This is a genomic window from Streptomyces mashuensis (assembly GCF_014654785.1).
In the GTDB taxonomy this organism is placed as follows: domain Bacteria; phylum Actinomycetota; class Actinomycetes; order Streptomycetales; family Streptomycetaceae; genus Streptomyces; species Streptomyces mashuensis.
The window spans coordinates 271716-294002 of sequence record NZ_BNBD01000008.1 but is presented as its reverse complement, the minus strand read 5'-3'; the positions used below and the strand labels follow the sequence as shown (position 1 = coordinate 294002).

General features: G+C 74.8%; 25 protein-coding genes. 12 read left to right on the top strand and 13 right to left on the bottom strand.

Features of this window, described 5'->3' with window-relative positions; genetic code table 11:
* Positions 1 to 70: 70 nt before the first annotated feature.
* From IE305_RS20735 to IE305_RS20715, 5 genes are all read right to left on the bottom strand, one after another.
* Positions 71 to 1390 carry a cytochrome P450 gene (locus tag IE305_RS20735; protein ID WP_190131163.1) on the bottom strand — a complete coding sequence of 440 codons (1320 nt, stop codon included), beginning with the start codon at positions 1388 to 1390 and terminating at the stop codon, positions 71 to 73.
* On the bottom strand, positions 1387 to 2220 hold the full coding sequence (locus IE305_RS20730) for an alpha/beta fold hydrolase (RefSeq protein WP_190131162.1): 834 nt from the start codon (positions 2218 to 2220) through the stop codon (positions 1387 to 1389). The genes IE305_RS20735 and IE305_RS20730 overlap by 4 nt, the downstream gene beginning before the upstream one ends.
* 231 nt (positions 2221 to 2451) lie before the next feature.
* Positions 2452 to 2805, bottom strand: a complete 354-nt coding sequence (locus IE305_RS20725) for a peptidoglycan-binding domain-containing protein (RefSeq protein WP_190131161.1) — start codon at positions 2803 to 2805, stop codon at positions 2452 to 2454.
* Positions 2806 to 2883: 78 nt separating this feature from the next.
* Positions 2884 to 3339 carry a hypothetical protein gene (locus tag IE305_RS20720; RefSeq protein ID WP_190131160.1) on the bottom strand — a complete coding sequence of 152 codons (456 nt, stop codon included), beginning with the start codon at positions 3337 to 3339 and terminating at the stop codon, positions 2884 to 2886.
* A gap of 5 nt (positions 3340 to 3344) precedes the next feature.
* The gene (locus IE305_RS20715; RefSeq protein ID WP_190131159.1) at positions 3345 to 3860 is read right to left on the bottom strand and encodes a hypothetical protein; all 516 of its coding nucleotides are present in this window, start codon (positions 3858 to 3860) and stop codon (positions 3345 to 3347) included.
* A 233-nt stretch (positions 3861 to 4093) separates the two neighbouring features.
* Here IE305_RS20715 and IE305_RS20710 point away from each other — a divergent pair, with 233 nt between their 5' ends.
* Entirely contained in the window at positions 4094 to 4708 is a 615-nt protein-coding gene (locus IE305_RS20710; RefSeq protein ID WP_190131158.1) for a DsbA family protein, read from the top strand.
* A 46-nt stretch (positions 4709 to 4754) separates the two neighbouring features.
* Positions 4755 to 5516 (top strand): histidine phosphatase family protein, encoded by a 762-nt coding sequence (locus IE305_RS20705; protein WP_190131157.1) that lies wholly within the window; start codon positions 4755 to 4757, stop codon positions 5514 to 5516.
* Here the strand turns inward: IE305_RS20705 and IE305_RS20700 are convergent.
* Positions 5492 to 5758, bottom strand: a complete 267-nt coding sequence (locus IE305_RS20700; RefSeq protein WP_190131156.1) for a UBP-type zinc finger domain-containing protein — start codon at positions 5756 to 5758, stop codon at positions 5492 to 5494. The genes IE305_RS20705 and IE305_RS20700 overlap by 25 nt on opposite strands.
* Positions 5759 to 6157: 399 nt before the next feature.
* Between IE305_RS20700 and IE305_RS20695 the strand changes: the two genes are divergently transcribed.
* Positions 6158 to 7273, top strand: a complete 1116-nt coding sequence (locus IE305_RS20695; protein ID WP_229891274.1) for a serine hydrolase domain-containing protein — start codon at positions 6158 to 6160, stop codon at positions 7271 to 7273.
* A gap of 79 nt (positions 7274 to 7352) precedes the next feature.
* Here the strand turns inward: IE305_RS20695 and IE305_RS20690 are convergent, their stop codons facing one another.
* A complete protein-coding gene (locus IE305_RS20690; protein WP_190131154.1) occupies positions 7353 to 8345 on the bottom strand; it encodes a LysR family transcriptional regulator in 993 nt (330 codons plus the stop codon).
* A gap of 150 nt (positions 8346 to 8495) precedes the next feature.
* On the opposite strand from IE305_RS20690, the gene IE305_RS20685 reads away from it, so the two are divergent.
* Complete coding sequence (locus tag IE305_RS20685; RefSeq protein ID WP_229891272.1) at positions 8496 to 9167, top strand: VC0807 family protein; 672 nt, start codon at positions 8496 to 8498, stop codon at positions 9165 to 9167.
* 30 nt (positions 9168 to 9197) lie between these two features.
* Here the strand turns inward: IE305_RS20685 and IE305_RS20680 are convergent, their stop codons facing one another.
* From IE305_RS20680 to IE305_RS20670, 3 genes are all read right to left on the bottom strand, one after another.
* Complete coding sequence (locus IE305_RS20680) at positions 9198 to 9527, bottom strand: hypothetical protein (RefSeq protein WP_190131152.1); 330 nt, start codon at positions 9525 to 9527, stop codon at positions 9198 to 9200.
* 51 nt (positions 9528 to 9578) lie between these two features.
* A complete protein-coding gene (locus IE305_RS20675; protein WP_190131151.1) occupies positions 9579 to 10187 on the bottom strand; it encodes a hypothetical protein in 609 nt (202 codons plus the stop codon).
* Positions 10188 to 10254: 67 nt separating this feature from the next.
* The gene (locus IE305_RS20670) at positions 10255 to 10749 is read right to left on the bottom strand and encodes a MarR family winged helix-turn-helix transcriptional regulator (protein WP_190131150.1); all 495 of its coding nucleotides are present in this window, start codon (positions 10747 to 10749) and stop codon (positions 10255 to 10257) included.
* Positions 10750 to 10891: 142 nt separating this feature from the next.
* Between IE305_RS20670 and IE305_RS20665 the strand changes: the two genes are divergently transcribed.
* From IE305_RS20665 to IE305_RS20650, 4 genes are all read left to right on the top strand, one after another.
* Positions 10892 to 12016 carry a questin oxidase family protein gene (locus IE305_RS20665; protein WP_190131149.1) on the top strand — a complete coding sequence of 375 codons (1125 nt, stop codon included), beginning with the start codon at positions 10892 to 10894 and terminating at the stop codon, positions 12014 to 12016.
* 297 nt (positions 12017 to 12313) lie between these two features.
* A complete protein-coding gene (locus IE305_RS20660; RefSeq protein WP_229891271.1) occupies positions 12314 to 13966 on the top strand; it encodes an APC family permease in 1653 nt (550 codons plus the stop codon).
* A gap of 226 nt (positions 13967 to 14192) precedes the next feature.
* Positions 14193 to 15887, top strand: coding sequence for a sensor histidine kinase (locus tag IE305_RS20655; protein WP_190131192.1), 1695 nt, complete (start codon positions 14193 to 14195; stop codon positions 15885 to 15887).
* Between the two features lie 230 nt (positions 15888 to 16117).
* A complete protein-coding gene (locus tag IE305_RS20650) occupies positions 16118 to 16546 on the top strand; it encodes a pyridoxamine 5'-phosphate oxidase family protein (RefSeq protein ID WP_190131148.1) in 429 nt (142 codons plus the stop codon).
* 19 nt (positions 16547 to 16565) lie between these two features.
* Here the strand turns inward: IE305_RS20650 and IE305_RS20645 are convergent, their stop codons facing one another.
* Positions 16566 to 16988 (bottom strand): MarR family winged helix-turn-helix transcriptional regulator, encoded by a 423-nt coding sequence (locus IE305_RS20645; RefSeq protein ID WP_229891268.1) that lies wholly within the window; start codon positions 16986 to 16988, stop codon positions 16566 to 16568.
* A gap of 129 nt (positions 16989 to 17117) precedes the next feature.
* On the opposite strand from IE305_RS20645, the gene IE305_RS20640 reads away from it, so the two are divergent.
* Entirely contained in the window at positions 17118 to 18164 is a 1047-nt protein-coding gene (locus IE305_RS20640; RefSeq protein WP_190131147.1) for a hypothetical protein, read from the top strand.
* Between the two features lie 103 nt (positions 18165 to 18267).
* Here the strand turns inward: IE305_RS20640 and IE305_RS33145 are convergent, their stop codons facing one another.
* Entirely contained in the window at positions 18268 to 18390 is a 123-nt protein-coding gene (locus IE305_RS33145) for a DUF6126 family protein (protein ID WP_229891265.1), read from the bottom strand.
* Between the two features lie 91 nt (positions 18391 to 18481).
* Between IE305_RS33145 and IE305_RS20635 the strand changes: the two genes are divergently transcribed.
* From IE305_RS20635 to IE305_RS20625, 3 genes are all read left to right on the top strand, one after another.
* Entirely contained in the window at positions 18482 to 19372 is an 891-nt protein-coding gene (locus IE305_RS20635; protein ID WP_229891264.1) for a universal stress protein, read from the top strand.
* 80 nt (positions 19373 to 19452) lie between these two features.
* A complete protein-coding gene (locus tag IE305_RS20630) occupies positions 19453 to 20229 on the top strand; it encodes a MerR family transcriptional regulator (protein WP_190131145.1) in 777 nt (258 codons plus the stop codon).
* Entirely contained in the window at positions 20226 to 21512 is a 1287-nt protein-coding gene (locus IE305_RS20625; RefSeq protein WP_190131144.1) for a glycosyltransferase, read from the top strand. The genes IE305_RS20630 and IE305_RS20625 overlap by 4 nt, the downstream gene beginning before the upstream one ends.
* Here the strand turns inward: IE305_RS20625 and IE305_RS20620 are convergent.
* Positions 21485 to 22168 carry a hypothetical protein gene (locus IE305_RS20620; RefSeq protein ID WP_190131143.1) on the bottom strand — a complete coding sequence of 228 codons (684 nt, stop codon included), beginning with the start codon at positions 22166 to 22168 and terminating at the stop codon, positions 21485 to 21487. The genes IE305_RS20625 and IE305_RS20620 overlap by 28 nt on opposite strands.
* Between the last annotated feature and the right edge of the window lie 119 nt (positions 22169 to 22287).

Here is a 22287-nt window from a genome sequence, read left to right as displayed (position 1 = left end):
CCCTCCGTCCGGGTGAAAAACCCGGCTGGAAGCCTGCCCGGCCGGTGACCGGAAGACGCCGGACTCACCCTTACGAGGGAGCGCTCGGGGCGTGCGTCACGTCGAGGGGCAGCGACTTGAAGCCGTTGACGAAGTTCGACACCAGGCGCCGCGGCGGCCCCGCCAGGATCAGTTCCGGCAGCAGGCGCCGCACTTCCTCGTGCAGCACCCGCAGTTGCAGCCGCGCGAAGTGTGCCCCCAGGCAGACGTGCGGGCCGTCGCCGAAGGACACGTGGGGGTTGGGCGTACGGGCCAGGTCGAGCCGGTGCGGGTCGGCGAAGACCCGTTCGTCGTGGTTGGCCGCGCCGTGGAGGACGACCACCTTGTCGCCGGCCCCGATGCGCTGCCCGGCCAGCTCCGTCGCGTACGCCGCCGTCCGGCGGAAGTGCAGAACGGGAGGGTGGCGGCGCAGCAACTCCTCCACGGCGGGCGGGACGCCCACGCGGCCCTCTCGCAGCGCCCGGTACGCCGCCGGGTGGCACGCCAGCTCCAGCAGCCCGCCCGGGGCGGCGCCGCGCACCGTGTCGTTGCCCGCCACCGTCAGCAGGAAGAACATCATGTCCAGCTCGGCGGTGGTGAGTTCGCCGTCCGCCGCCAGGACCGTCAGCACGTCGTCGCCCGGGTGCCGCCGCTTGTGGGCGGCCAGTTCGCCCGCGTACGCGAACATGTCGCGCAGCGCCGCGGGCGAGCGGGGGTCGACCGGCCGCCCGTCCGGGCCCCGCGCGACGTCGCCGGCCTCGTCGGGGTCCTGGTAGCCGATGACGCGCCGCGTCCAGCCCAGCAGCAGACCGCGGTCGGCCGGCGGCACGCCGAGCAGGTCGGCGAGGTTCAGCAGCGCGTACTCGTCCGTGACCTCCGTGACGACGTCGCACACGCCGTCGCCCCGCGCGTGCGCCCGTGCCACGGCGGCCGTCAGCAGTGCCCGGGCCCGCTCGCGCGCCGCCGCCTCGAACCGGCCCACGCGGCCCGGCGTGAACGCCCGGCTGATCAGCCGCCGCAGCCGGCCGTGCGCGGGCGGGTCCTGGTTCAGCATCATGCGGCGGATGAACGGCAGGTCCTCCGGGTCGGGGTCGCGGATCTGCGTGGCACCGAGGCACGAGGAGAACGTCCGGGTGTCCTTGAGGACGCGCACGACGTCCGCGTGCCGGGTGACGGCCCAGAAACCCGGCCCGGCGGGCCAGCCGAGCACCTCCGGTTCGTCCTGCCACGCGACGGGCCGGTGGTCGCGCAGCCGGCGGTAGGCGGCGTGCGGCAGCCCTTCGGCGTAGAGGCGGGGGTCGAAGATGTCGGGGACGCCGGCGTCCCGGCCGGAGGCGCCGGGGTGGGCCGGTTCGAGGGGCCGGGCCGTCATGCCCGGCCGGTCGCGTCGCCGGCTCCGGCCCCCTCGGTCTCGTCCTCGTCGGCCCGCAGGAAGTCCTCCACCGCGCGGACCAGTTCCAGCGGCGTCTCGTCCATCGCGTAGTGACCGGCGGACGGCAGCTCGCGCAGCTCCGCACGCCGGTACCAGCGCAGCCACGTCTCGCGCATCAGGTCCGCCGTCAGGGCGGGGTCGAGGGCGCCGACGACCGTCAGGGCCGGCACCTCCGAGCCCTCGGCCTCCTTGTGGAAGTCCTCGCCGGCCCAGGACCGCAGCCACGACCGGAACGCCTCGGTGTCGCTGCGCTCCAGCGACCGCTCGACCATCCGGTCCAGCCAGCGGCCCGGGCGCCTGCCGCCGGTGGTCAGGTCCAGGATGAGCCGCCGGTTGGCGGGCGTGTCGGCGGCACCGGCGAACACCTCCCACTGCTCGCGCGGCAGCGGCAGCCCGGAGGCGGGCACCGGCGAGACGCCGACGACCCTGCGCAGGCGGTGCGCCGCGCTGGCCATGAGGCGCTGCGCCACGGTGCCGCCCATGGAGTGCCCGACCACCGAGAACCGGTCCCAGCCGAGGCGGTCGGCGAGCGTCAGGACGTCGGCGGCGGCCTGCGCGGTGGTGTACGGGCCCGGCGCGTCCTTGGCGGCGCCGTAGCCGCGCAGGTCCACCAGCGCGTACTGGAACGTCTCCCCGTCGAGGTCGGGCACGACGGGCGCGTAGGCGGACCGGTCGGCGAACCAGCCGTGCACGGCCACGACCTTGTGCGGCCCGGACCCGTGCAGGGAGTGCGGAAGGATGAACGGCGCGAACGGTGCGGTGGGTGCCACGCTGTCTCCAAGGCGTACGGGGGCGGGTGTATGTGCGTGCGGGTGTACGGGTGTACGGGGTGTGCGTACGGGCGCGTACCCGGTGCGCACGGACGTACGCGGGGCGCGGGCCGGGCGTGCAAGCCGTGCAGGCCGTGCACGGTCACCGTGGCGCGGGCCCGCCCCGCCCCGCAAGAGCGCGACGGCCCCGGGCCGGCGGGGAGCCGGCCCGGGGCTGGTGACCGGGCGGGGCTACGGGTGCAGCGCGGCCCAGGTGTTGGGGCCGATGATCCCGTCACTTTTGAGGCCCACCGACATCTGGAAGTCCTTCACCGTGGCGAGCGTCGTGTCACCGAACTTCTTGTCGACGGTGACGTTGTGGTAGCCGTACACGTGGTTGAGGATGCACTGGGCGTGCCCGACGGCGTCATTGGCGTTGCCCTTGGCGATCTGCGGATGGCTGCCCTTGTAGGGGCACAGGCGCCATTCGCCGTTGGTGCCGTTGGCGTGGGCGGTGGCACCGCCGGGCGCGAGCGAGGGGCCGAAGGCGAGCGCGCCGCCGGCCAGGGCCGCGGCGAGGAACAGGGGGAGTCGGCGTACTGCCATGGGGTTCTCCAGGACGGAACGGGACGGGACGGCGGACGGCGGGACGGTGCGGCGGGAGGTGCGGCGGGACGGCCCGGGTCAGACCCAGGGGCAGCGCGGCAGGCCGGGGAAGGGGTGCTGGGGTGCCTCGACGACACGCGCGGGCACGACGCCCCAGCCCTTGAGGCCGGGCTGGGCCACGACCTCGTCGCCCTGCGTGTAGTACCAGACCCTGGTCTGGCCGACGGGGGCCTCGCCCTCCGTCCAGCAGGTGAACCAGCTCGGGGAGCGCTTGATCCGGCCGGTGACCGGGGCGTCGAAGGAGGACCGGCCCATCACGTCGGAGGGCAGGTTGTCGCAGTACAGGTCGGTGGTGAAGATGTTGCCCAGGTTGTCGCGGTGGGCCTGGCCGCCGCGCATCGCGCAGGTGGCGTCGGCGGTGGTGCCGGCCGCCTCCGGGGCCGCCGCGAGGGCGACGGGCGCGCCGGTGACCAGGATGCCCGCGGCGAGCGCGAGGGCCGTCCAGGCCCGGGGGCGGTGCGGTGCGGTTCCCATGTCGCTCACTCTCCCGTGGTCGTGCGGGGCATGAGGGGGTCGGACCAGGTGCACCGGTTCAGGCCCGGCACGGGGTGGCGGGGCACCGTGACCTCCGAGGCGTGGAGGTAGCCCCAGCCCTTGGTGCGCTTGTTGCCGGAGACGGTGTCGGCCTGCGTGTAGTACCAGACGTCGCTGTCCTGGAGCGGCGTGCCGGGCTTCCAGCACACGAGCCAGCTGGGGGAGTACATCATCTGCCCGTTCACCGGGCTGGCCGTCGTGGACTGCACCCGGGTGCTGACCCCCGTCTGGTTCGGGCAGACGACGTCCCCGGTGAAGGTCATGGGAGTCCAGTCGGTGTGCATCTGGGCGGGGCGCACCTGGCACTCGGCGGGTGCGTCCTCCTGCGCGCCGGCGGAGGCGGGCGTGGCGAGGGGCAGCATCGCGATGCCTGCGAGAGCGGCGACGGTGGCGGCGCGGCGCGTCCGTGCCCCGAGCGGGGGCCGGGTCCGGGTTCTTCGCCTGGGCGGGGCGACGGGCATGGAGGTGCCTGCCTTTCTGCTCTGCTTTCCGGTGTGTTTCCGGTTGCGTTCCAGGGCGGGACGGTCCCTGATGCTGGCAACGGGGCCTGACATCCGGCTGACGTGAAAGAGACGAAGGTCACAGAGACGGGCGGGGGTGGCCCCGGAATGCCTGACGTGACAGTTACTGTTGATGCAGATGCATTCGAGGGCCCGGTCGGCCCTCCGCCCCCTTCCTCACAGGTCAGGTCCCCATGAAGCTCGTCTACGTCTTCGACGCCTACTGCGGCTGGTCGCACGGGTTCTCCCGCACGCTGCTCGACGTCGCCGGACGCCACCCCGACGTCCCCGTGGAGGTGGTCTCCGGCGGCCTGTTCACCGGTGCGCGCCGGGTGCCGATCCGCGAGTTCGGTTACGTCCGGGGCGCCAACGCGAAGATCAGCGAGCTGACGGGCGCCGAGTTCGGCCCGGCGTACGACCGGCTGATCGCCGACGGTTCGTTCGTGATGGACTCCGACGACGCCGCCCGGGGCATGGCCGCGCTCCGCGAGGCCGCCCCGGGCCGGGCGGCCGAGCTGGCCGCCGCGCTCCAGCGCGCCTTCTACGTCGACGGCCTCAGCCTGTCGGACCCCGCCACGTACCGGAAGGTGGCCGGGGACGCCGGCCTGGACGGCGACGCCGTCGCCGCCGCCTTCACCGCGCCCGCGGCGCGGGCCGCGGCCGAGGGCGACTTCCGGCGCGCCGCCCGGCTGGGCGTCGACGCGTTCCCCACGCTGGTCGCCGAGGCCGGCGGCCGTACGGTCGCCGTGGCCCGCGGCCACGCCACCGCCGACGAGGTGGACCGCCGCCTGGCAGCCTTGGGCATGTGACGCGCCGGCCGCCCGGCCCGGCGCGAGGGCGAAGGGAGGGCGACCCATGGCGGAACCGGTCCCCGTACCGCTGCGCTGCGGGCTCGCGCGGCTGACGGTCGTACGGCACGGCGAGAGCACGGCCAACGTACGGTTCGCGGAGGCGGAACGCACCGGCAGCACTGCCCTCCCGCCGGACGGGCCGGAGGGCAGTGACGCGCGGGTGCCGTTGTCGGAGCTGGGCCGGGCGCAGGCACGCGTCGTGGGCCGCTGGCTGGCCGGCCTCGGGCCGGCGGACCGGCCGCAGCGCGTGCTGTGCTCCCCCTACGTCCGGGCGCTCCAGACGTGGGAGTTCATGGCGGCCGAGGTGCGCGCGACGGAGGTGTACGAGCCCCCGCCGGCCCTGGTCGACGAGCGCCTGCGCGACCGTGAGATGGGCACGCTCGAGCTGTACTCACCTCTGGCGGTGCGCGAGCACGCCCCGGCGGAGGCGGCGCGCCGGGAACGCGTGGGGGAGTGGTTCTACCGCCCGCCGGGCGGTGAGTCGCTCGCCGATGTGACGGTGCGTGTCCGGGACCTGCTGACCGAACTGCACGTCGCGGCTGCCGGGCAGCGGGTGCTGGTCGTCGCCCACGACGCCGTGGTGGTGACGGTGGGCCACGCGCTGGCCGGCCTGGGCAGCCCCGTCCCGCCCGGCCGCCCGGTGCCCAACGCCTCCCTGTCCCGCTGGGACGGTGATGGCGGCGTGCTGCGGCCGGTGGCGTTCGGGGACACGGGGCACTTCCGGGGGACCGGGGACGGCGGTCAGCCCACGATCTCGTGCACGTAGCACCAGCGCCACTCCTCGCCGGGCTCGAACGACCGGATCACGGGGTGGCTGGTGTCGTGGAAGTGGGCCGTGGCGTGCTTCAGCGGCGAGCTGTCGCAGCAGCCGACGTGGCCGCAGGCCAGGCAGAGACGGAGGTGCACCCAGTCCTGCCGGCCCAGGGCCAGGCAGTCGGCGCAGCCTTCGGCGGTGGGGGAGGGCGCCGCGTCCGGCGGAGCGTCGGCCAGGTCCTCACAGGTCGTCATGGGCGCAGTGTGCCAGGGGGAATGGGGGAGGCGGCACGTGCGCGCGGGTGGTGCCCGCTGGGCGGGTGAACGTTTCCGCGCTTGCGGCGGAGGTGGGGGGAGAGGCAGGGCGGAGGCGGGGTGCAGAGGCGAGGGGCGGGGCACCCCTGACAGCGCATCAGGGGCGGGTCAGGGCTTGGCCGGGGTCTTCCCTGATGGGCGTGGGGCGGGCGGGCCGGAAGCATGGTCGGCATGACCTTTCTCTCCGGCCGCTCCGGCTTCTCCGCCAGTCGTACGCCTTCGTCTCCCGCTCCGTCTCCCGTCTTGCATCGTGGCGTTGCCCCACCACGCCGCGCCCTGCTAGGCGGTGCCCTCGCGGGGGCACTCCTGCTGACGGGCGCCCTGCCGGTCGGGGCCGCCGTGGCGGCACTTGGGCCCGCGCCCGCACCGTCGCCCGCCCGGGCGGGGCGGGAGGCGGCGCTCCGGCTCGACATCCAGGCCCTGCAAGCCGCCGTCGCGCAGCTCGACGACCCGCAGGCCACCGCGGCGCAGATCAGCGTCAGCGGCGTGTCGGGCCGCTGGTACGGCGCCGCCGGCGCCGCCGACCTGCGGACCGGACGCAAGGTGACCGCCGGCGACAAGTTCCGCATCGGCAGCATCACCAAGGTCTTCGTCGCCACGGTCGTGCTGCAGCTGTCGGCCCAGGGCAGGGTGGACCTGGACGCGCCGGTGCAGCGGTACCTGCCGGGCGTCCTGCCGGCCGGGTACCCGCCGATCACCGTCGGGCAGCTCCTCGACCACACCAGCGGGCTGCCCGACGAGAGCGGCCCCGGCCTGCCGGACATGAGCACGCCCGAGAAGGTGCTGCAACACCGCTACGACCGGCGGACCCCGCAGCAGGCGGTGGCGGCGGTCAGCCACGGCCCCATGAAGTTCGCGCCGGGCACCCGGCAGGAGTACCGGGGCATCAACTACGTCCTGGCCGCCCTGCTCGTCGAGAAGGTGACGGGCCACTCCTACGGCACGGAGATCGGCAGGCGCATCCTGCGCCCCCTGGGCCTCCACGACACGTCGGTCGCGGGCGACGACCCGCGCATCCACGGCCCGCACGTGCACGGCTACCTGGCGCTGGCCGACGGGACGCTGAGCGACGCCACGGTGTTCAACCAGTCGGAGGCCTGGGGCGAAGGCGAGATGATCTCCACCAGCCGGGACCTGGAGCGGTTCATGACCGCGCTCTTCTCCGGCGAGCTGCTCCCGCGGGCCACCCTGGACAGGATGTTCACGCTGCCGTCCGGCGACGTCCGCATGGTCGACGGCAGTCCGGCCCGCTACAGCATGGGCCTGCAGACGGTCACCGTGAACGGCATGACCATGTGGGGCAAGACCGGTGAGCGCTACGGCTACAACTCCGGCATGTTCGCCACCAAGGACCAGCAGCGCCGCGTCGTGTACTCCTTCAACCCCACCCACCGCGACCGGACCCAGATGCGGATGACGCAGCGCATAGCCGACGCGGTGACCCGCAACGGCTGAGCCCCGGTCCTCCGGCCGTTCCGCCGGACGCGCGGCGTGGGGCGTGTGGCCACCGCTGCTGGCCTGCCGCCCCGACTCCTCAGCCGCCGGACGCGGCCGGGGCCCCCGAGCAGCCCATGAGCTCGGCGTCCTCCTCCGGCAGCCAGGCGCCGGGCGGGCGGGCGAGCCAGTCGTGGGCGGCGCCGAGGCGGCGGGCGGCGGCGTGGAGGGCGTCGAGGCCCGGGTGGCGCAGGCCCCGGCGCCAGACCATGGCCACGGGGGACAGCGGCACCGGGCCGGTCAGGGGCCGGAGGACCATCCCCGGGACGTCGGCGAACTCCACGCTCGCCAGGACCGACCAGCGCCGGCGGTGCACGACGCGGACGAACTCGTCCTGGCCCTCGATCCCGGGGAAGGGTTCGGCCATCTCGATGCCGTAGCCCGCGAACAGCCGCCGGGCGAGGTCGGTCCACTCGGCGGTGGCCGGGTTGCCGTCGGCCGCGTAGAGGGTTTCGCCGCGCAGGGCGGCCAGGGGCACGTGCGCGTGCGCGGCCAGCGGATGGTCCTCCCGCAGCAGGACGGCCATGGGTTCCAGGCGTACCGGCCGGTGCGCGAGCCCGGCCCGGACGCCGGGGGCGAGGCCGGCGACGCGGCCGAAGGACACGTCGAGGCGGCCCGCGAGGAGGTGGCCGGCGGCCCCCGTGAGGCCGGTGTGATAGCGGCAGACCAGTTCGAGTTCGGGGGCGGCGCGCCGGGCCTCCGTCACGATCCGGTGGCCGGTGCTGGCGTGGGCGCCGACGTCGACGAGCAAGGGGCGGCCGGTGCCGGTGTCCGCGCAGGCGGCGGCCAGGTCGTCGTAGGCGGCCAGCACCCGGCGGGCGTAGGGCAGCAGGCGACGGCCCTCGTCGGTGAGGGAGACGGCGCGTGTCGTGCGGGTGAACAGCTCGGCGCCCAGCTCCCGTTCAAGGCGGCGGATGTCCCGGCTGAGCGCCTGCTGGGCCACGTACAGCCGGGCGGCCGCGCGTGTGAAGTGCAGTTCTTCGGCAACGGCGGTGAACGCACGGAGCAGTCGGGGGTAGACGTCGTGGGGCACGGACCGCAGTCAACAGCACCGTGCGCCACCCGGCGCAGGCGGGTACGGCGTTCGCGCCGGCTTGCCCGGGAGCGAGCCATCGCCTACCGTCACGAGCCACTTTCGATCTTGGGGGGAACGGTGATTGACCAACCGCCGGCGCCGCGCCGCGTGACCACCGCCACTGTGCTCAGCTGGGCACTGTCCATCGTCTGCAACGTGGTGCTGCCGCTGCTGACGTACCACTGGCTCACCGGTGCGGGGTGGAGCGGGTTCTCCGCCCTCGTCGTCTCCGGGGTCTGGCCCGTGGTGGACACCGTCGTGTACCTGATCTGGCACCGGCGGATCGACGAGTTCGCGGTGATCACTCTCATCTTCCTGGCGCTGACGCTGGTGGTCACCGTCATAGGCCCGCACTCGTCGCACCTGCTGCTGGTCAAGGACTCCGCCGTCACGGGGCTGTTCGGAGTGGTCTGCCTGGCGAGCCTGGCTGCCCGGCGCCCGCTGATGTTCTACTTCGGGCGGAAGTTCGGCACCGACGGCAGCAAGGAGGGGCTGGCGCGCTGGCAGGGCCTCTGGGACGAGTACGAGGGCTTCCGGCGGATGATCCGCCTGATCACGCTCGTGTGGGGCGTGGGGTACGTGGTCGAGGCCGTCACCCGTATCGGGCTGTCGTACCTCCTGCCGACGCAGGCCATGATCGGTGTCAACGCGGTGCTGGGGTACGGCTTCCCCGCCGCTCTTATCGCCTGGACCGTCGCCTACGGCAAGAAGGCCCGTGCCCGCGGTGCCCGGCGCCAGGCCGAGGCCGGAGCCGGGGAGGCCCGCGTGGGCGTCGGCTGACGGATTGCGTGCCCGTGGGCGGGTGGTGGCTCAGCCGGTGACGCCGGGGCCGCCGGGCTGCGACGAGGGCCAGGGCATCCGGTCCAGGATGTCGCGGAGGCCCGGATTGAGTTCGGTCATGTCGTCGCGGAAGGCCGGATCCGGGTTCAGGCGCAGCATGTTGGCGCAGAACTCGGGGTCGTGCTCCATGCGGAGGGCCATCTCCCGGTACGGCGCGACCAGGTCTTCGGGGTCGCCGGAGCCGTCGGGCTCGTCCAGGGCGCCGGGGGCGTCGTCGGCCAGGGCGCCGGCGAGGTCACCGGCGCCGGCCGGGGGTCCGGCGTCGTCGCCGTCGGCGAGTTCGGTGAGGGGTTCGGCCATGCCGTCCACTGTTGATCGCGCCGTTCGCCCCCGCAACTCGGCGCGCGGCGACTAGCCCAGGAGGGACTCGGCCGCCACCGCCGACAGGAGCAACGTCACCACGAAGGCCAGGAGCCCGCCGCAGCCGCGGAGGAGCACCGTGCGTGCCAGGGACGCGGGGGCCAGGCCGCGGGCCGTGCGCCGTACGTCCCGGCGGACCAGCAGCCCGGCCGGCAGCACGAGAACGAGCACGACCAGCCACCACGCCGCGTACGCCAGGGGCGCTGCGGCTCCGCCGCCCAGCAGGGCCACGGCGGTTCCGGCCGCCCCGACCGTGAGGGCCGACACGGCGGCCGCGGTGGCGGGCAGCCACCACCAGGCCCCCGGGCGGCCGTACCGCTTCGCTGCGCGGGCGGCGAGGGCGACGGTGGGCAGGACGAGGACGAGCGTCACCACCAGGGCCACCACCGCCGCCGCGCCCACGATCAGCGGGAGGCCGAACAGCACGAACGCCGCGCCGCCCTCGTCGCCGTCCCCCGGGGTGCCCGGACGGGTCAGGCCCCACACCCAGAGCACCACCGCGGCCAGGGCCTCCTCCACGAGCAGCGTCGCGGTGGAGACGGCCAGCGCGGAGAGGGCGGGCCACGGGGGGCCCTGGTGACGGGCGATCGGAGCGTTCACGCACCGATTGTCGGACGGCCCGCCGGACCGCCGGCCACCGGGTCGGCCGGCGCCCCGGACCGCTGCCTCAGCCCCCCGACGCCTGCGCCTCGCGGGCCCAGGCCGTCAGGCCGGCGACGAACCCCGCCCGGTCGCGCGGCGACAGGCTGTCGAGGGCGCGCAGCAGCGGCCCCGAGCGGGCCGCTATGAACTCCGCGACGGCCTCCCGGTGCTCGTCGGCGAGGGCGACGAGGGTACGCCGCCGGTTCGCCGGGTCCTCCCCGCGCACGACCAGGCCGGCCCGGCTCAGGGCGCCCACCAGTTCGCTGGCCGTGGACAGCGACACCCGCATGCGCCGGGCCAGTTCGCTCACCGCCAGCGGTTGTTCCGCCAGCAGCTGGGGGAGGACGGCGCCGTGCCGGGCCGTCAGCCCGTGGCTGTCGAACGTGGCGCGCAGCGACGCGGGCATCTCCTCGCGGGCGTGGCGGATGTAGGGCGAGAGGAGCGGCACGAGGCCGATGGCCTCGGTCTCCTCGGGGGTCGGCAGCCGGGGTGGTTCCCGGTCGGCGGGGGCGTGCGGCATACTGCGCAGTGTAGATGCTTCGGATTCCCAAACTATTCGTGAATCCGATGTGTCGTGCCAGATTCCGGCCGGATGCGGGACGCCACACAGGACACCGGACACCGGCCGGAAGCCGACCACCTCTCGGGGAAGCGGGGACCCAATGCCCACCACCGGCTACACGGACGCCCTCAACGACGCGCTCGACCGCATGACCGACCTCGGCTACGAACGCGGGGTCGGCGCCGACCTCGCCAACCACGGCCCCATGGGCGCCGAGGCGCTCGCCGCGCTCGGACACGGCGACGAGGTCGCCGCCTGGGTGGAGTGCTACCGCACCGCCATGCCCCACCACGAGGTGCCCGCGCGCGGCGTCCCCCTCGACCCCGCCGACGAGTCGTCCTGGCGGGCCGCGCTCGGCGACTTCAGCCGCGCCGGCGACTGGGAGGAGCTCTTCGCCCGCGAACTGGCCGCCGCCCCCTGGCGCGAGGTCCTCGTCCGCTGGTGGCCCCGCCTGCTCCCCGGCCTCCTGGCCGGTCTCACCCACGGCCTCATCCGGACCGCGCACGCCGTGCGTTCCCTCGCGGCCGCGCAGGACCGGCCCACCCCGGCCCAGCTCACCGAGCTCTCCCGCGGCCTGGCGTACTGGGCCGCCCGCTTCGCCCACCTGCCCGGCGAGGTGCGGATGACCGGTACGCAGGACCTCGCCTCCGCCGTCGCCGCGCTGCCCCGCACCCCGTACGCCGGTGAACGGCGCGGCCGGGCCGCCGCGGCCCACCGCCTCGCGCACCCCGCCGAGCTGCCGGGCTACTCCGAGGCGCTCACCGCCCTGGCCCCGGCCACCGGTCACACGCAGTGGCTGCTCACCGAGATGACCACGGAGTTCGCCGGGGTCTACCTCGGGCACCCGGAGCTGTTCCCCGTGCCCCTCATCCACGGCGTCACCGCGCCGGCCGCCGCCCGGCTCGTCCTGCCGCACCTCCCCGAGCCCCTGCACGAGCCCACGCTGGCCGCGCTCTGGCACACCCACACCACGCTGCTGCTGGCCTTCACCGAGGGCCGCGCCGGCGAGGCCGGGGCCGCCCGGCAGGCGCGGGAGGTCGAGGCCGCGGGCGAACTGCCGCCCTTCGACGAACTGGTGGCCCGCGCCGTCGACCACGGCGACGAGCACGTGGTGAAGTTCACCGAGGCGTGCCTCCGCGAACACGCCCTGCGCCCCGACCCCCGCTACCCGGCCGCCGTCCTGGCCGCCCAGCAGCGCATCAAGCACCGCCCGGCGAAGAAGTGAGGAACAGGGGAAGTGAAGGGGAAAGTGAAGAAGAAGTGACGGCCGTGCGAAGATCGTGCGTGGAGACCGTCGCGGGGAGCGGCGTGGCCGCCAAGTGATCAAGGCCACGGCAGCTGTTACCCATGGTTATCGTATTATTTCCGACGTCGCTCTTTGCGTCCCCTGCGTCCTCGGACCGAAAGACCTCCGCACTGCCGACAGCCACCCGCGCCCACCGCCGGGTGGCTGCTTCACGCGTCCGGAGGCGCGCGGAGAGGCCGGCACCCCTTGTCTCCACGCAGAAACGGACAGCACACCGTGGATCTCAGCGCGGCCAACCGGAAGGGCTTGAGCCTCTTCGCCCTGATCATGATCGGGCTGGGGTCCATATTCGGCTCCGGATGGCTCTTCGGAGCCGGCCAGGCCGCGCAGGTCGCCGGGCCCGCCGCCCTGGTCGCCTGGGTGATCGGCGCCATCTTCATCGGCATGATCGCCATGTCGTACGCCGAGGTCGGCGCGGCCTACCCGCTGCCCGGCGCCATGGCCCGGTTCGGTTCCATCTCGCACGGCCCGGTGCTCGGCTTCATGACCGGCTGGGCCGTGTGGATCGCGACGGCGTCCCTGATCCCCATCGAGGCCATCGCCGGCACCCAGTACATGTCCTCGTGGAGCTTCGGCTGGGCCCGCGGCCTGGTCGCCGACGGCCGGCTGACCGGCACCGGCATCGCGACGGCGCTGTTCCTCACCGTGGCCCTGTGGCTCGCCTGCTACTGGTCGGTGGCCCTGCTGGCCCGCGCCAACAACCTGCTGACCCTGGTCAAGTTCGCCATCCCGGTGCTGGCCGTCGCCGCCCTCATCGCCTCCGGCTTCCACACCGGCAACTTCACCGCCCACGGCGGCTTCGCGCCCAACGGCTGGTCGGCCGTCCTCACCGCCGTCAGCGCCTCGGGCGTCGTCTTCGCCTTCAACGGCTTCCAGGCCGTCGTCAACCTCGGCGGCGCCGCCAAGAACCCCGGCCGGGCCATCCCCCTCGCCCTCGTCGGCGCGCTCTCCCTCGGCCTGCTGATCTACCTGGCCCTCCAGGTGGCCTTCCTCGGCGCCGTGCCGCCGGAGAAGCTGGCCGAGGCCGGCGGCTGGCACGGCGTCGACTTCGCGTCGCCCTTCGCCGACCTCGCCAAGCTGCTGATGCTGCACTGGGTGGTCACCATGCTCCAGTTCGGCGCCTTCATCTCCCCCAACGGCGCCAACATCGGCAACGTCGCCTCCGCCGCGTACCTGGCCCAGAACCTCGCCGAGACCGGCTTCTTCCCCAAGAAGATCGCCGAGGTCCACCCCCGCTACGGCGTCGCCCGCCCCGCCATGTGGCTCAACCTGGGCTTCTCCGTCCTCCTGCTGCTCACCGTCGGGCACAGCTGGGAGGCCCTGGCGAGCGTGGTCTCCGCCGCGATGGTCGTCTCCTACCTCATGGGCCCCATCGCCGTCGGCGTCTTCCGCAGGACGAAGCCCGAGCTGCCCCGGCCGTTCCGGCTGCCCGCCGCCGGCGTGCTCTGCCCCGTGACCTTCGCCTTCGCCGCCTGCGCCCTGTACTGGTCGAAGTGGCCCAACACCGGCAAGGTCGCCCTGCTCACCCTGGTGTCGGTGCCCATCGCCGCGCTCGTGCTGCGCCGCCGCGGCGAGAGCGACCTGCGCCGCCAGTTCGCGCCCGCCTGGTGGATGGCCGCCTTCCTGCTCTGGATGGCGCTGCTGTCGTCCCTCGGCAGCACCCAGTTCGGCGGCCACGGCGTGATCCCGGGCGGCTTCGACATCGCCCTGGTCGCCGTGTCGGCCCTCGGCTTCTACTTCTGGGCCGTGCGTGCCGGAGTGGCGGCCCACCGCGAGGGCCTGCCCGGCCCCGACCCCGTCCTCCAGGACGCCGCCCGCCCCGAGACGGACACGCCCCGGCCCGAGCCGGTGGGCGCCGGCGCCGCCTGACCGGTTCCCGGCCCCGCCCGGCCCTCCCGGCGGCCCCCGGGGCCGCCCCCGCCGCCCCGGCGGATACCGTGATCGTACTGATGCGCAGAGCACGGATCGTGCGTTCGGACGGGCGCCGAGGAGGAGGACACAGGTGGGGGTCGGGGAGGACGTCAGGGACGCCGGGGACGGCACGGACCGCGGCGGGGAGCGCGACGCGGCGACCGGCCGCCCGGCCTCGCCGCGGATGCCGCGCCTGCGCCTGGACGAACTGCTGGAGGAGCTCCAGGCCCGCATCGACGCGGCCCGCGGCACCCGCGACCGGGTGCACAGCCTGCTGGAGGCGGTGCTGTCCGTCGGCCGCGAGCTCGACCTCACGCAGGTACTGCAACGCATCGTCGAGGCCGCCGCCGCCCTGGTCGACGCGCGGTACGCGGCCCTCGGCGTCATCGGGCCCGACGGTAGGACGCTGGCCCAGTTCCTGACGGTCGGGCTCTCCGCGGAGGACATCGCGGCCATCGGCCCGTACCCCACGGGCAAGGGCATCCTCGGCGAACTCATCCGCCACCCCGAGCCGCTGCGGCTGCCGGACCTCGCCGCGCACACCGCCTCGTACGGCTTCCCCGCCCACCACCCGCCGATGCGGACCTTCCTGGGCGTGCCGCTGCGCGTCCGCGACGAGGTGTTCGGCAACCTCTACCTGACCGACAAGCGCGGCGGCGAGGACTTCGACGCCGAGGACGAGGCCGTGCTGTCCACGCTCGCCGTCGCCGCGGGCGTGGCCATCGACAACGCCCGGCTCTACGAGGAGGCCCGGCAGCAGCAGGCGTGGCTGCGCGCCAACGCGGAGATCACCCGCAGCCTCCTGTCCGGCAGCTCCCGCGGCGAGGTGCTGGAGCTGATCGCGCAGCGCGCCCGCGAGATCACCGGGGCCGAGGTCGCCGACCTCGCCGTGCCGCTGCCGGGAACCGACCGGCTGACCGTGGAGCTCGCCCTCGGCGGTGACACGGCCGCCCGGCGCGGGCTCACCGTCCCCATGGAGGGCACCGTCTCCGGCGCCGCCCACGCGGAGGGGGCCCCGGTGACCTCGCCCGGGCTCGACGCCGACCCGCGGTTCACGGCGGGCCCGCCGGGCCGGTTCGAGGGGCTGGGGCCCGCCGTCGCCGTACCGATGGGCGCGGCCAAGGGCAAGGTCGAGGGCGTCCTGCTGCTGGTCCGCCGGGCGGGCGGGCCCACCTTCCGGGCCGACGAGATCGGCCCGCTGCTCGGCTTCGCCGACCAGGCCGCGCTCGCCCTGGAGCTGGCCGAGCGCCGCCGCGACGCCGAGCAGCTGGCGCTGCTGGAGGACCGCGACCGGATCGCCCGCGACCTGCACGACCTGGCCATCCAGCGGCTCTTCGCCACCGGCATGACGTTGCAGAGCGCCGTCCGCTTCGTCGACCACCCCGGCGCCGAGGAACGCGTCATGCGGGCGGTCAACGACCTCGACGAGACCATCAAGATCATTCGTACGACCATCTTCGGCCTGCGGGCGCGCGAGGAGGAGACCCGGCAGAGCCTGCGCGCCCGGACGGTACGGGCGGTGGGGGAGGCCCAGCCGTTACTGGGGTTCGCGCCGCGGCTCAGCATGGAGGGGCTGCTCGACACCGACGTGCCGCCGGCCGTGGCCGACCACGTCGTCGCCGTACTGACCGAGGCCCTGAGCAACGCCGTGCGGCACGCGCGGGCGACGCGGGTGCAGGTGGCCCTGAAGGCGACCGCCACCCACGTCGTCGTCACCGTGACCGACGACGGCGTGGGCATCCCCGCCGACGGCCGGCGCAGCGGCCTGCACAACCTGGCCCGGCGCGCCGAGGAGGCCGGCGGCACGCTGGAGCTGGGCACGCCGCCGGAGGGCGGCACCCGCCTGGAGTGGACGGCCCCGCTGCGGGCGGAGGGCTGAGCCGGTCGGAGAGCTGAGCCGGGCTGCGGGGTGAGGCGGGCGCCCGGGCCGGGCGAGGGTGCCCCGGCGCCCTGGGGCGTGGGGGCGCCGATCAGGGCCGTTCAGCCCCTGGCACCACGCGGGCGGCCGTGCCTGACTGGAGCCATGGCACCGATCAGCACCCCGTACGTCCCCCGGACGCCCCGGGCGCGCGCCGCCGCCCGGCTCCCGCGTGGTGGAGGCCGCCGGCCGTGACCGCGACGTCCCCGCCGCCCGTCCGGCACACCGAGACGCTGTCCCGTCAGGAGGCCCTCCAGCTGCTGAAGGGCGCCCCGCTCGGGCGCCTGGTCTTCAGCCACCGGGCGCTTCCCGCGGTCCGGCCGGTCAACCACGTCCTGCTGGACGACCGCATCGTCATCCGCGTGCACAGCGGGGCCGCGCTGCTGGGCCCGGCGCGGGCAGGGGCGGTCGTGGCGTACGAGGCGGACGAGTTCGACCCGGAGCGGCGCACCGGGTGGAGCGTCGTGGTCACCGGCGAGGCCCGGCTGGTCGAGGACCCGGCCCTCCAGCAGCGTTACCGCGCGGCTCTCGAACCGTGGATCGGCGGTGAGATGGCCCACACGGTCGGCATCAGCCTGGACCTCGTGACGGGGTACCGCATCGGCGCGGCGGGGGAGTGAGCGGGCCGGCCGCCGCGGGTCAGGGGCGCGCGTTGTAGCGCCGGAGGTAGCCGGCGAAGCGGGCGAGGTCGTCGGCGTCCCAGTCGCCCAGGCGCTCCTGGAAGGCGGTGCGGCGGTGGTCGCTGACCTGTTCCAGGGCGCCGCGGCCGTGCGCGGTGAGGTGCAGGATGTGCGCGCGCTGGTCCCGGGGGTCGGGGCGGCGCTCCACCAGGCCCAGGTCCTCCAGGGTGGCGACCTGGCGGCTGATCGTCGACTTGTTGAGCAGGAACTGTTCCGCGAGGTCGCTGGGGCGGCAGCCGTCGCTGTCCTCCAGGTGGGCGAGCAGCGCGTACGAGACCAGGGACAGCTGCGGGTGCATGCGGGCGGCGGCTGCCCGGGCCCGGCGGGCGAAGGCCGTCAGTTCGCGCTGGATGATCTCCAGCGACTCGTCGCGGTCGGTCACGGGTGGCTTCCTTTCCCCATCTGGTTGTAGAGTACAACTTGATTCGAATAGTTGTAAAAGCCAACCAGTTATGGTTGCAAAAGCCAACCACCTCCCCGTGTCGCGCCCGGGGAGACCGAGGAACCGCCCATGAGAACCCCCGCCCCCACCGCCACTGCCACCCCCACCGCGGGCGCCCTGCGCCACGTCCTGACCCACCTGCTCACGCCGCTGCTCATGTGCGTCGGGATGGGTCTGGCCTACCTCGGCGCCTTCGCCGAGCCCCACCCCCACCACCTGCCGGTCGCCGTCGTCGGCTCCGGCCACCGCGCCGAGGCCGTGGCCGGCGCGGTGGCCGGACAGGCCGGCGACAAGCTCGACGTCCGTACCGTCGCCACCCGCGCCGAGGCCGAGCAGCTCCTCCGCCGGCAGGATGTCTTCGGCGCCTACGTCCCCGACGGGCGCGCCCCCGAACTGCTCGTCGCCACCGCCGGCTCCGACACCACCGCGGCCGTCGTGCAGAAGGTCTTCACGCCCGTCGCCGCGCACCAGCACGCGCCGCTGAAGGTCACCGACGTCGTCCCGCCGTCGCAGCACGACCCGACGGGCCAGGGCATCTTCTTCCTGCTCGTGGCGCTGAGCATCGGCTCCTACGCGTCCGTCGCCGTCATCGGCGGCGCCGGCGCCGCCCTGCCGCTGCGCCTGCGAGCCCTCCTCGCCGCCGCGACCTCCCTCGTCGTCAGCCTCGTCGGCGCGGCCCTCGCCGGCCCCGTCTTCCACCTGGTCGACCACGACCTGGCCGGCGTGTGGGCCCTGGGCTGGCTCTACTCGGCCGGCGTCCTCCTCGTCGGCACCGGCCTGCACACCTTCCTCAAGCGCTGGACCACGCTCGGCGTGATGGTCCTGTTCGTGATGCTGAACTTCACCAGCTCCGGCGGTGTCTTCCGCCCGGAGATGCAGAACGGCCTCTTCGCCGGCCTGCACGACCTCTGGAACGGCGCGGCCTTCGTCGAGGGCGTCCGCGGCCTCGTCTACTTCGGCAGCCACGGCCTGGGCGGCCACGTCCTGACGCTCACGGCCTGGCTCGCGATCGGCGTCGCGGCCATAGCCCTGGCCTGGGCGGCGGAACGCCGCGGCATCAAGGCCCAGGCGGCGGCCGAGGCGGAGGAGGAAATGGAGGAAGCGGTGGCGGTCTGACCCCACCGGGCCGGCCGGGGCGCTCCCCGGAGCGCCACCGACCGGCCACCATCGGTGATGGCCTCCGGCCGGTGGCGCACGTCTGCCCGGCCCGGGCCGCCCGTCAGTGTTCCGCGTGGCCGCCGAGGTAGAAGAGGAGCCAGATGAAGCCGGCGATCGCGTGGGTGACGAAGGCGTAGATCAGGACCCGCACGGCTATCTGGCGCTCGGCCCACTTCTCGCTCATGCCGGGCATGCTCCGTTTCTCCCAGGAAAGCGCCCGGTGTAGGCCCGGCGCACAATGGCCCTGGGGACGGGCGTCCCGTACGGAGGTCACCTTGCCCGGCAGTGTCACCGGCACCATCAGCGCCGGACTCGACGGCACCGGCCAGGGCCTCGCCGCCGCCGACTGGGCGGCCCGCGAGGCCGTGCGGCGCGGGGCCGCGCTGCGGCTCGTCCACGCCTGGGTGTGGCAGCCCCTCGACGTTCCGATCGCCGCCGACGCCACCACCCAGCGGCACTGGGCCGAGGAGGTGCTGCGCCACGCCGAACGTCGCGTGGCCATGGCGCATCCCGGGCTCACCGTCACGGCGCGGCTGCTCCCCGAGGACACCGTGACCGCCCTCGTGGCCGAGGCCGGCCGCGCCGACCTGCTCGTCCTCGGCTCCCGCGGGCACGGCGCGCTCGTCGGGCACCTGGTGGGTTCCGTCGCCCTGCACGTCCTGCGCCGCGCCACCGCACCCGTGGTCCTCGTGCGCGAGCCGCGGGAGGCGGGCGGGGAGGACACCGCGGCCGGCGAGGTCGTCGTCGGCGTGCAGGACCTGGACGCCGACAGCAACGGGCCCGTCCTGGAGTTCGCCTTCGCCGCCGCCGAGGCCCGCGGCGCACGGCTCCGGGCCGTCCGCGCCTGGACCCTCCCGCCCGTCCTGACCTGGGGCCCCGGCTCCCTCTGGCTCGCCGACGAGGCCGGCGAGATGGAACCCCTCGAACGCAAGCAGCTCGCCGACGCCGTCCGCCCCTGGCGCGACCGCCACCCGCACGTCGACGTCGCCGAGGACGTCGGGACCGGCAGCGCCGGACAGGTCCTGCTCGACCACACCGGAGCCGCCTGCCTGCTGGTGGTCGGGCGGCGCCTCCCCGGGCCGCACGGCCTCCGCCGGCTCGGCTCGGTCGCCTACGCCGCGCTCCACCACGCCCCCTGCCCGGTCGCCGTCGTCCCCCATCCCTGACATCCCGCACGCACCGGACACCCCGCTTGACCCTCCCCTTACGTCAGGCCGCACCCTGAGCGGGAACGAAAGGCGGTCCGATGAGTTACTCGGTCGGTCAGGTGTCGGGCTTCGCGGGAGTCACGGTCCGGACCCTCCACCACTACGACAAGGCCGGACTGTTGTCGCCCAGCGACCGCAGCCCGGCCGGCTACCGGCTCTACAGCGACGCCGACCTGGCACGGCTGCAACAGATCCTCTTCTACCGGGAACTCGGCTTCTCGCTCGACGAGATCGGCGGCCTCCTGGCCGGCCCCGACGCCGACGCCCTCGCCCTCCTCCGTGAACGCCACCGGCAGCTCAAGGAGCAGATCGCCCGGCTCACCCGGCTGGCCGAGGTCGCCGAACGCGCCATGGAGGTCCAGCGGACCGGCGTCGACCTGGCCCCCCACGAACGCTTCGAGGTCTTCGGCGAGGTCACCTTCGACCTCAGCTACGCCACCGACGCCCACCTCAAATGGGGCCACAGCGAGGGCCACCGCGCGGCGATGGCCCGGGCCGCCGCCCACACCAAGGAGGACTGGCGGCAGATCATGACCGAGGCCACCGCGTGGCGGCAGCGGCTCCTCGCCGCCCACGACGCCGGCGAAGCCCCCGGCAGCACCGCCGTCATGGACCTCGCCGAGGACCACCGCGCCCACATCGCCCGCTGGTTCACCCCCTGCCCACCGGAGATGCACTGCCGGATCGCCGACGAGTACGTCGAGGACCCCCGTGCCTTCGCCCTCGTCGTCCCCGCGCCCGAGCAGCGCCCCGGGCTGGCGGCCTACCTCCGCACCGCCGTCCACGCCAACGCCGAAAGAGCACGCACCGCATGAGAATCCTCATCACCGCCGCCGGGTCCCGCGGCGACGTCGACCCCTACACGGGCCTCGGGGTACGGCTGAAGGAGGCCGGCCACGAGGTCGCCCTGGCCGCCCCCGAGGTCTTCGCCGACCTCGTCGCCCGCAGCGGCCTGGACTTCCACGGACTGCCCGCCGACCCGCGCGCCGCCGGCGCACCCGCCGGCAGCGGGGGAACGGACGGCGCCGACCGCCGCGGCACCGCCGCGCTCGTCCGCGCGGCCTCCGCCTTCGTCCGCGACCTGGGCCACGGTCTCGCCGCCGCGGCCACCGCGCACGACGCCGAACTGCTGCTGCTGTCCACCACCACCGCCCCGCTCGGCCGGCACGTCGCCGAGGCCCTGGGCGTGCCGAGCCTCGGCGCCTACCTCCAGCCCGTCGCCCCCACCGGTGACTTCCCGCCCGTCGTCGGCGCGGCCCGCCCGCTCGGCCGCTGGGGCAACCGCACCGCCGGCCGCCTCGCCCTGCACGTCGTCGACCGCATCCACGCCGGCGCCGTCCAGGACCTCCGCACCGAGCTGGGCCTGCCCGCCCTCTCGGCCCGCGCGGAACGGCGCCGGGCGGAGCGCGCCGGCTGGCCCGTCCTGCACGGCTTCAGCACCGTCCTCGTCCCGCGCCCCGCCGACTGGCGCACCGGCCTCGACGTCGTCGGCAACTGGTGGCCGCACGTCCCGCCGGACGACCCGCTGCCCACCGTCGTCGAGGACTTCCTCCAGGCCGGCCCGCCCCCGGTGCTCGTCGGCTTCGGCAGCATGGCCGCCGGCGACGGCGAACGGCTCGGCGAACTCGCCGTCCAGGCCCTGCGCAGCGCCGGTGTCCGCGGCATCCTCCAGTCCGGCAGCGCCGGCCTGGCCACGGACGCCGGCGGCGACGACGTGCTGACCGTGGGCGACCTGCCGCACGCCACACTCCTGCCGCGCACGGCAGCGGTGGTGCACCACGGGGGCGCCGGCACCACCGCCGCGACGCTGCGTGCCGGCGTCCCGGCGGTGCCGGTGCCCGTCATGGCCGACCAGCCCTTCTGGGCCGGCCGCGTCGCCGGTCTCGGCGCGGCGACCGCCCCCGTCCCGTACGCGGAGCTGACGGCCGGCCGCCTCGCCGAAGCGATCCGCGCCGCGGTGACGGGGCCCGGGTACCGGGAACAGGCCGAACGCGCCGCGGCCCGCATGGCCGCGGAGGACGGCGCGGCCCGCGTCGTGGAGCGGATCGGCGAGGCGGCTGCGGGGGCTCCTCACTCCTGGTTGGTGCCGGCCTCGTAGTTGGTGAGCACGCAGCCGTCCGTCAGTGACTTCTCGAACCGGTAGCCCTTCGGCGGGAGGAAGCCCGGCACACAGTTCAGGTACAGGAACTGCTGCTGGTAGAGGCCGTGCCGGGAGGCCGGGTCGTTGCTCTCGACCACCACGTTCCGGCCGATGAGGGCCATGCTCCGCGTGGCCCGGACCCTGCCGTACTCCTTGAGCTCCTTCAGCTGGGCCGCCTTCTCGTGCGCCTCGAAGGCCCGCATGTCGTCGACCGTGCTCAGCCAGGCGAGCCCCTGCGCGCGCCGCGCCCCCGCCGTCCGGCCGCACAGTCCGCGCTCGCGGACGCCCCACGCCTTGGGGTCCCCGTCGACGGCGGGCAGGTAGTCGATGGACTGGACGGCGACCGTCTCCGGGTCGGTGGAGAAGTGCGAGCAGTCGACGCTGAAGTGCACGAGCTTCTTCAGCTCGGCGAGGCTGCCGGCGCTGGGCAGCTGGGTGTTCGCCTCCTGTACGGGAGCGGCGGCGGGGGCGGGGGCGGAGGCCGCCGCCCCGGTGGGGGACGGCGAAGCCGGGGCGGTGGCCTTCTTCGCCGAGGCGTCGCCGTCCTGACAGCCGGTCAGAGTGATGAGGGCCGGGAGGACGGCCGCGGCGGCCAGGAGTCGCGGGATGCGCATGAGGTTCGGTCTTCCGTGGAGCGTGCTGGATGGCATGCGCATGCTAATCAGTGTCCGGTGGCGGACGAGACGGGCGTGGCCCGGCACCCGGTGGGGGTGCCGGGCCACGCCCGTACGAG

What these genes read in the sequence shown, in the direction of transcription:
- IE305_RS20665 (WP_190131149.1), top strand. Translation starts at nt 10,892, where the DNA reads ATGCCCACCACCGGCTACACGGACGCCCTCAACGACGCGCTCGACCGC.
- IE305_RS20720 (WP_190131160.1), bottom strand. Translation starts at nt 3,339, where the DNA reads ATGGGAACCGCACCGCACCGCCCCCGGGCCTGGACGGCCCTCGCGCTC.
- IE305_RS33145 (WP_229891265.1), bottom strand. Translation starts at nt 18,390, where the DNA reads ATGAGCGAGAAGTGGGCCGAGCGCCAGATAGCCGTGCGGGTCCTGATC.
- IE305_RS20670 (WP_190131150.1), bottom strand. Translation starts at nt 10,749, where the DNA reads ATGCCGCACGCCCCCGCCGACCGGGAACCACCCCGGCTGCCGACCCCC.
- IE305_RS20700 (WP_190131156.1), bottom strand. Translation starts at nt 5,758, where the DNA reads ATGACGACCTGTGAGGACCTGGCCGACGCTCCGCCGGACGCGGCGCCC.
- IE305_RS20715 (WP_190131159.1), bottom strand. Translation starts at nt 3,860, where the DNA reads ATGCCCGTCGCCCCGCCCAGGCGAAGAACCCGGACCCGGCCCCCGCTC.
- IE305_RS20620 (WP_190131143.1), bottom strand. Translation starts at nt 22,168, where the DNA reads ATGCGCATCCCGCGACTCCTGGCCGCCGCGGCCGTCCTCCCGGCCCTC.
- IE305_RS20705 (WP_190131157.1), top strand. Translation starts at nt 4,755, where the DNA reads ATGGCGGAACCGGTCCCCGTACCGCTGCGCTGCGGGCTCGCGCGGCTG.
- IE305_RS20640 (WP_190131147.1), top strand. Translation starts at nt 17,118, where the DNA reads ATGAGAACCCCCGCCCCCACCGCCACTGCCACCCCCACCGCGGGCGCC.
- IE305_RS20630 (WP_190131145.1), top strand. Translation starts at nt 19,453, where the DNA reads ATGAGTTACTCGGTCGGTCAGGTGTCGGGCTTCGCGGGAGTCACGGTC.
- IE305_RS20680 (WP_190131152.1), bottom strand. Translation starts at nt 9,527, where the DNA reads ATGGCCGAACCCCTCACCGAACTCGCCGACGGCGACGACGCCGGACCC.
- IE305_RS20655 (WP_190131192.1), top strand. Translation starts at nt 14,193, where the DNA reads ATGCCGCGCCTGCGCCTGGACGAACTGCTGGAGGAGCTCCAGGCCCGC.
- IE305_RS20735 (WP_190131163.1), bottom strand. Translation starts at nt 1,390, where the DNA reads ATGACGGCCCGGCCCCTCGAACCGGCCCACCCCGGCGCCTCCGGCCGG.
- IE305_RS20625 (WP_190131144.1), top strand. Translation starts at nt 20,226, where the DNA reads ATGAGAATCCTCATCACCGCCGCCGGGTCCCGCGGCGACGTCGACCCC.
- IE305_RS20725 (WP_190131161.1), bottom strand. Translation starts at nt 2,805, where the DNA reads ATGGCAGTACGCCGACTCCCCCTGTTCCTCGCCGCGGCCCTGGCCGGC.
- IE305_RS20710 (WP_190131158.1), top strand. Translation starts at nt 4,094, where the DNA reads ATGAAGCTCGTCTACGTCTTCGACGCCTACTGCGGCTGGTCGCACGGG.